Annotated in this window: 7 protein-coding genes; 6 read left to right on the forward strand and 1 reads right to left on the reverse strand. The window is 38.9% G+C overall.

Going from position 1 to position 6534, the window contains the following annotated elements; genetic code table 11:
- Positions 1-326 precede the first annotated feature (326 nt).
- The 6 genes from pstS (at position 327) to phoR (ending at position 6175) form a co-directional block, all read left to right on the forward strand.
- Positions 327-1367, forward strand: coding sequence for a phosphate ABC transporter substrate-binding protein PstS (gene pstS / locus A1D25_RS01160; RefSeq protein ID WP_157393893.1), 1041 nt, complete (start codon positions 327-329; stop codon positions 1365-1367).
- A gap of 86 nt (positions 1368-1453) precedes the next feature.
- Entirely contained in the window at positions 1454-2404 is a 951-nt protein-coding gene (pstC, locus tag A1D25_RS01165; protein WP_157393894.1) for a phosphate ABC transporter permease subunit PstC, read from the forward strand.
- On the forward strand, positions 2404-3252 hold the full coding sequence (gene pstA, locus A1D25_RS01170; RefSeq protein ID WP_157393895.1) for a phosphate ABC transporter permease PstA: 849 nt from the start codon (positions 2404-2406) through the stop codon (positions 3250-3252). The genes pstC and pstA overlap by 1 nt, the downstream gene beginning before the upstream one ends.
- Before the next feature lie 12 nt (positions 3253-3264).
- Positions 3265-4041: a phosphate ABC transporter ATP-binding protein PstB gene (gene pstB / locus A1D25_RS01175; RefSeq protein WP_157393896.1), complete on the forward strand. Its 777-nt coding sequence runs from the start codon at positions 3265-3267 to the stop codon at positions 4039-4041.
- A gap of 149 nt (positions 4042-4190) precedes the next feature.
- A complete protein-coding gene (phoB, locus tag A1D25_RS01180) occupies positions 4191-4883 on the forward strand; it encodes a phosphate regulon transcriptional regulator PhoB (RefSeq protein ID WP_157393897.1) in 693 nt (230 codons plus the stop codon).
- Positions 4883-6175, forward strand: a complete 1293-nt coding sequence (gene phoR, locus A1D25_RS01185; RefSeq protein WP_157393898.1) for a phosphate regulon sensor histidine kinase PhoR — start codon at positions 4883-4885, stop codon at positions 6173-6175. Before phoB ends, phoR begins: the two co-directional genes overlap by 1 nt.
- A gap of 210 nt (positions 6176-6385) precedes the next feature.
- Here the strand turns inward: phoR and A1D25_RS01190 are convergent.
- The coding region (locus A1D25_RS01190) for a zinc ribbon domain-containing protein (RefSeq protein ID WP_157393899.1) at positions 6386-6534 on the reverse strand (149 nt) is incomplete at its 5' end.

Here is a 6534-nt window from a genome sequence, read left to right on the forward strand (position 1 = left end):
CAGACTGATGACAAACTCTAATTTGTTGTATCCAATTAACGGACGCCAGCGTGGCGTCCCTACATAACAAAATAAAATCTGTTATTTTTCAATTGGTTATAACTTTTCTTGTAGGGACGCCACGCTGGCGTCCGAATGAAAAAAGACTTTGTCAATAATCTGAAACTAGATATAGCATATGCGATATCTAGTTTATTTTTTGTGTTATCAATATTTTCTTCTCTCTTATCTATCGACTCTATTCTTTACACTTCTGTCATCATTTTGTCATATTTCTTTTTTAGACTTTGCATTGTGAAATCACTTAACTCATTAAGGAGAAAACAATGTTATCCAAAGCGTTCAAACCTTTAACGGTATTAGGTCTTTCTTTCGCAATTATGCAATCGGCAAATGCAGAAACAATTACAGGGGCTGGTGCATCTTTCCCGTATCCGATTTATGCAAAATGGGCTGGTTTATATGAAAAAGAAACAGCTAATCGAGTGAATTATCAATCAATTGGTTCTGGTGGTGGTCAGCAACAAATTATTGCTAAAACCATTGATTTTGGTGCTTCTGATGACCCAATGAAAGCACAGGCATTAGATGACAACCAATTATTACAGTTCCCAGCGATTATTGGTGGAACAGTGCCGGTGGTAAATATTCCCGAAGTGAAATCAGGTGAATTAAAACTTTCTGGTGCAGTGTTGGCGGATATTTTCTTAGGGAAAGTCAAAAAATGGAACGATCCAGCAATTTCTCAGTTAAATCAAGGAATTACATTACCTGAAAAGAACATTTTAGTGGTTCGCCGTTCGGATGGGTCAGGAACAACATTTGGCTGGACGAACTATCTTTCTAAAGTTTCGCCTGAATGGAAAGAAAAAGTCGGTGAAGGCAAATCTGTCAAATGGCCTGTTGGACAAGGTGGTAAAGGCAATGAGGGTGTTGCTGCTTATGTCAAACAGCTTAAATATTCTATCGGTTATGTGGAATATGCCTATGCAAAACAGAACCAGTTATCGTGGGTTGCGTTACAAAATGCAGACGGACATTTCGTTCAACCATCTCGTGAAACTTTTGCTGCAGCAGCAGCTAATGCGAAATGGGATAGTGAAGCAGGAATGGGCGTGATCTTAACTAACGAAGCAGGCGAGCAATCTTGGCCTATCACCGCTGCGAGCTTTATCTTGATTCACAAAAATAGTGAAAAGCCTGAGCAGACAAAAAGTGTATTCAAATTCTTTGAATGGGCTTTCCAAAATGGGAAAGAATCTGCATCAGAGTTAGATTATGTACCATTACCAGACAATGTTGTAGAGCAAATCAAAACACATTGGAAAAATGAAGTAAAAGATAAACAGGGCAACGCCTTATATTAGTTAAAAATCGAGTTGCAAGAAATTCGGTAAAACAGACCGCTTGTTGTAGAGCAATTTCTACAGCAAGCTCTTAAGAAGTAAATGTTATGCATAAAATTGATAATAAATGCTTAAATCACCCTTGGATTGAGGGCTTATTTAAAAATACGACACGCTTTTTTGCGGTATTTGTTTTTGCAGTACTTTCTGCAATTTTACTCTCCCTTATTATCGGCAGTTGGGATTCCATCACACGTTTTAATTTGGCTTTTCTATGGACGAATGATTGGGATCCAGTACAAGATAACTACGGTGCACTAGTGCCGATTATTGGTACACTTATTTCGGCAGGGATTGCTTTATTGATCGCTGTACCAATTTCTTTTGGTATCGCAACCTTTTTAACAGAACTTTCACCAGAGTGGTTAAAACGCCCTATCGGTACTGCGGTGGAAATGCTGGCTGCCATTCCATCAATAATTTATGGTATGTGGGGCTTATTTGTTTTTGTACCATTATTCCAAGAATATGTACAGCCTCATTTAATTGAAACCTTTGGTGATCTACCTGTTATCGGTATCTTATTTTCTGGAGCTCCTTTCGGCATCGGATTATTTACCGCAGGCTTAGTGCTTGCCATTATGATTATTCCTTTTATCGCCTCTGTAATGCGTGATGTTTTTAGTGTTGTGCCACCATTATTAAAAGAATCTGCGTATGGGCTTGGCTCAACAACGTGGGAAGTGATTTGGAAAGTTGTACTACCTTATACAAAAACAGGGGTTATTGGCAGTATTATGCTTGGACTTGGGCGAGCATTAGGTGAAACAATGGCGGTAACTTTTGTTATCGGTAATGCCTTCCAGTTGCCAGACTCTATTTTCTCACCTTCAACATCTATTGCATCAGCCATTGCAAATGAATTTAACGAAGCGGGCGGCTTACAAAAATCAGCCTTAATGGAACTTGGTTTGATTCTATTCTTAATTACCACTTTAGTACTTGGGGCTTCACGCTTACTAATTATGCGTATGACAAAACTAGAAGGAAAACGCTAATGAAGTCTTTTCAAAATCAACGTTTTTACTGTCGTAAAATTAAAAACCAAGTAATGCTTGGATTAGCTTACCTTGCGGTAATCTTTGGGCTATTTTGGTTGGTTTGGATTCTCTATACTTTAGTGATGAAAGGGATCCCTGCGTTATCTTTCGATCTCTTTACCCAAGCAACACCTGCACCGAATGAAAAAGGCGGCTTAATGAATGCTATTTTAGGGTCGATTTTAATGGTTTCAGTTGCAACCTTTATTGCAACACCTATCGGCATTTTGGCAGGCACTTATCTAAGTGAATACGGTAGATACTCTTATTTAGCGAAAGTAACTCGTTTTCTGAACGATATTTTACTTTCTGCACCGTCAATTATCATCGGCTTATTTATCTATGCGATTTATGTTGCACAGGTGCAACATTATTCAGGTTGGGCAGGATCATTAGCCCTTGCAATGTTGGTTATTCCCGTTGTTGTGAGAACGACCGATAGTATGCTTAACCTTGTTCCGAATAACTTACGAGAAGCAGCTGCGGCTTTAGGTTGCCCACAATGGCGAGTGATTACAATGATCTGTTACCGAGCGGCTCGCTCAGGGATCATCACAGGGGTATTATTATCTGTTGCTCGTATTTCAGGCGAAACTGCACCTTTACTCTTTACTGCACTTTCCAACCAATTTACTTCGTGGGATATGAATGGACCAATGGCAAACTTACCCGTAGTGATCTACCAATATGCAGCAAGCCCATTTGAAGACTGGAATAATTTAGCGTGGGCAGGGGCAACGCTGATTACCCTATTTGTCCTTTCATTGAACGTATTAACGCGTGTTTACTTTAACAAACACAAATAAGGAATAAAAAGAATGAATACTTTACTTAACCAAATTGACGCAAAAATAACAGTAAATAACTTAAATTTTTACTATGGTGATTTCCACGCTTTAAAGAATATCAATATGCCAATTGCCCGTAATAAAGTTACCGCTTTTATCGGACCATCAGGCTGTGGAAAATCGACCTTACTTCGTACTTTTAATCGTATGTTTGAGCTTTATCCAAACCAACGTGCAACGGGGGAAATTAACTTAGAAGGCGAGAATTTACTGACTTCACATACTGATATTTCCATTATTCGTGCAAAGGTGGGAATGGTTTTCCAAAAACCGACACCTTTCCCAATGTCGATTTATGATAATGTTGCTTTTGGTATTCGTCTATTTGAGAAACTACCAAAATCAGAACTTAATGATCGTGTTGAGTGGGCTTTAACTAAAGCAGCACTTTGGAATGAAGTAAAACATAAACTCCACCAGAGTGGCGATAGTCTTTCAGGTGGGCAACAGCAACGTTTATGTATCGCTCGTGGAATTGCGGTAAAACCAGACGTATTATTGCTTGATGAACCTTGTTCGGCACTTGACCCAATCTCAACAATGAAAATTGAAGAACTCATTACCGAATTAAAACACGACTATACCGTTGCCATTGTAACCCACAATATGCAACAAGCAGCACGTTGTTCAGACTATACCGCTTATATGTATTTAGGCGAGTTAGTGGAGTTTGGCGAAACTAAGCAAATCTTCGATAAACCGAAAAATCAACGGACAGAAGATTATATTAAAGGTAGAATGGGCTAGATGTAAGTTAAGTATAGTCAATTATTTTCTGCCTTCACTTACGGAGGCAGATTGTTGCTCAAACGGTGTTTACTAGCACTTCGGCTAATACCTTTCTTACACACATATCCATATTATTCAATCATTTACACTTAATAGGAATTCATATAATGTCAAATAACATTCTTATCGTGGAAGATGAACGAGCAATCCGAGAGATGATCGCACTCTATTTACTCAAACAAAAATATGATGTGATTGAAGCGGAAGACTATCAAAGTGCGGTCAATAAAATGGCAGAAAAGCCTAAACTTATTCTGCTGGATTGGATGTTACCAGGGCGATCTGGCATTCAATTTTTGGAATATCTTAAGAAAAACGAAGAAACAGCAAAAATTCCTGTCATTATGCTAACGGCTCGCAGTGCAGAAGAAGATTGTATTACAGGGCTCAGTGCAGGTGCGGACGATTACATCACCAAACCTTTTTCGCCGAAAATCTTACTTGCACGTATTGAAGCGGTTTGGCGACGTAGTTACGATCCGCCCAGTGCATTACTCAATATTGATAATTTAGTTATCGATCAGCAAGCTCAACGTGTTAGCTTTGAAGGAAAATCTATCGATCTCAGTGGAACTGAATATAAGTTACTGCATTTCTTTATGACTCACCCTGAAAAAGTGTATAACCGAGAGCAACTGCTTGATTTTATTTGGGGTAATGATATTTATGTGGAAGACCGAACGGTCGATTCCTATATCCGCCGATTACGCAAAAACCTTGAACCCTATGGTTTTGATCGTTATATCCAAACCGTTCGTGGTTCTGGTTATCGCTTTTCAACGCATTTTCAGGATAACTAATGAAACTCAACATTTCACTCAAGCATTTTGTCCTTGAATTGTTATTATCTGTGGGGATCGCTTTCCTGCTCTCACTCTTTGCTAAAGAATTTACTTTTTGGTTTTCTAGTATTTTAATTTTATTACTTGTTTGGCATCACTATAATGAATTTAGCTTATTGCAAATTATTAACCCAAACCGACCGCTTGAGAAAGTTAAAAAAGTAAGCGGTATCGAGCATATTTCCCAAACTGCAGCTTACTATCAAGCACGCTCACGCCGAGAAAAAATTAAAACATTACGCTTACTGTCTAAATTAAACCGTAATATTCAATATTTGCCAGATGCGATTATTATTTGTGAGCATAATGGTGATATTTCTTGGTGTAACAATGTTGCTCAAGATATGTTTGCTTTCTTTTGGGATAAAAAATCCACTAAAAGCATTTTTAACGTGATTTTCTACCCTGAATTTAAGCATTATTTTCGTCAGCCGAACCGCAACCGACCGCTTGTATTACTAACTCACAATCAACGTTATATTGAACTTAATTTAAACAGCTACGATAGCGAGTCTTACTTAATTATTGCGAGAGATGTTACATCGTTTATCCGCCTACTTCATACTCGCCAAACCTTTTTGGCGAATATGAACCACGAATTACGCACACCTTTAACCGTTCTTCAAGGTTATTTAGAAATATTAGAAGGCGAATTGGATAACCCAACGTTACAGAAAAAAGCCATCGAAGCGATGAAAGAGCAGAGCCAGCGAATGAATAATTTGCTACAACAGCTGAGTATTTTGGCGAAAATTGAAGGCTCTAATAATACGGAACATCAAGCAATCGATCTCTCTCAACTGATTTTAACCATTCGTAAAAATACCGATATTCTGCACGACAGCCAGCAGCAAATTGAGTTTAATATTGAGCCAGATATTTTTGTGATAGGTGATGAAGGGCAGTTACAAAGTGCAGTTTCAAACTTAATTTACAACGCTGTCCATCACGCAGGGAATGATGCAACGATTAAAATTAGCTTAGAAAAAACCGCACAGGGCATTAGGTTTTGTGTGGAAGATAATGGCGTAGGAATTGAAACTCAACATCTCGCTCATTTAACTGAACGTTTTTATCGTGTCGATGAATCTCGTAGCCATAAAACAGGCGGTAGCGGTTTAGGATTGGCTATCGTTAAACACGCCTTAGAGCAACATCACAGTTACCTTGAAATTCAAAGTGAAGTCGGCAAAGGCAGCCAATTCGCTTTTGTTATTAAAGATGAATTTATTACAGAGTCGTTGAAATAAACAAGCGGTAAGATTGATCTAATGGTGAAGACGATAACCTTCATTTACTCGTTGACATCCTCCCCATCCTAAAGGATGGGGATTCCTACTAGCTCCCATTGCAAGCAATAGGCTACTCTCGGTGGGTTCTTGCTGCTGACCGCTAGTGCGGTTCACTTCACAAGCGCTACGGACACGTCCTGCCCTGATATTATTATCTGCCTTGATATTTTACGCTTGGACGATTACTCGCCCTCGCTCCAACACATTTAATGCTCCAACCACATCTGCGTTTTCTGTGTAGCCACATTCTACGCACTCAAAATCGGCTTGCGTTTGGCGATTTTCTTTCGCTGTATGACCGCAACAAGGGCAAATTC

The organism is Ursidibacter arcticus (assembly GCF_009761375.1).
GTDB lineage: Bacteria > Pseudomonadota > Gammaproteobacteria > Enterobacterales > Pasteurellaceae > Ursidibacter > Ursidibacter arcticus.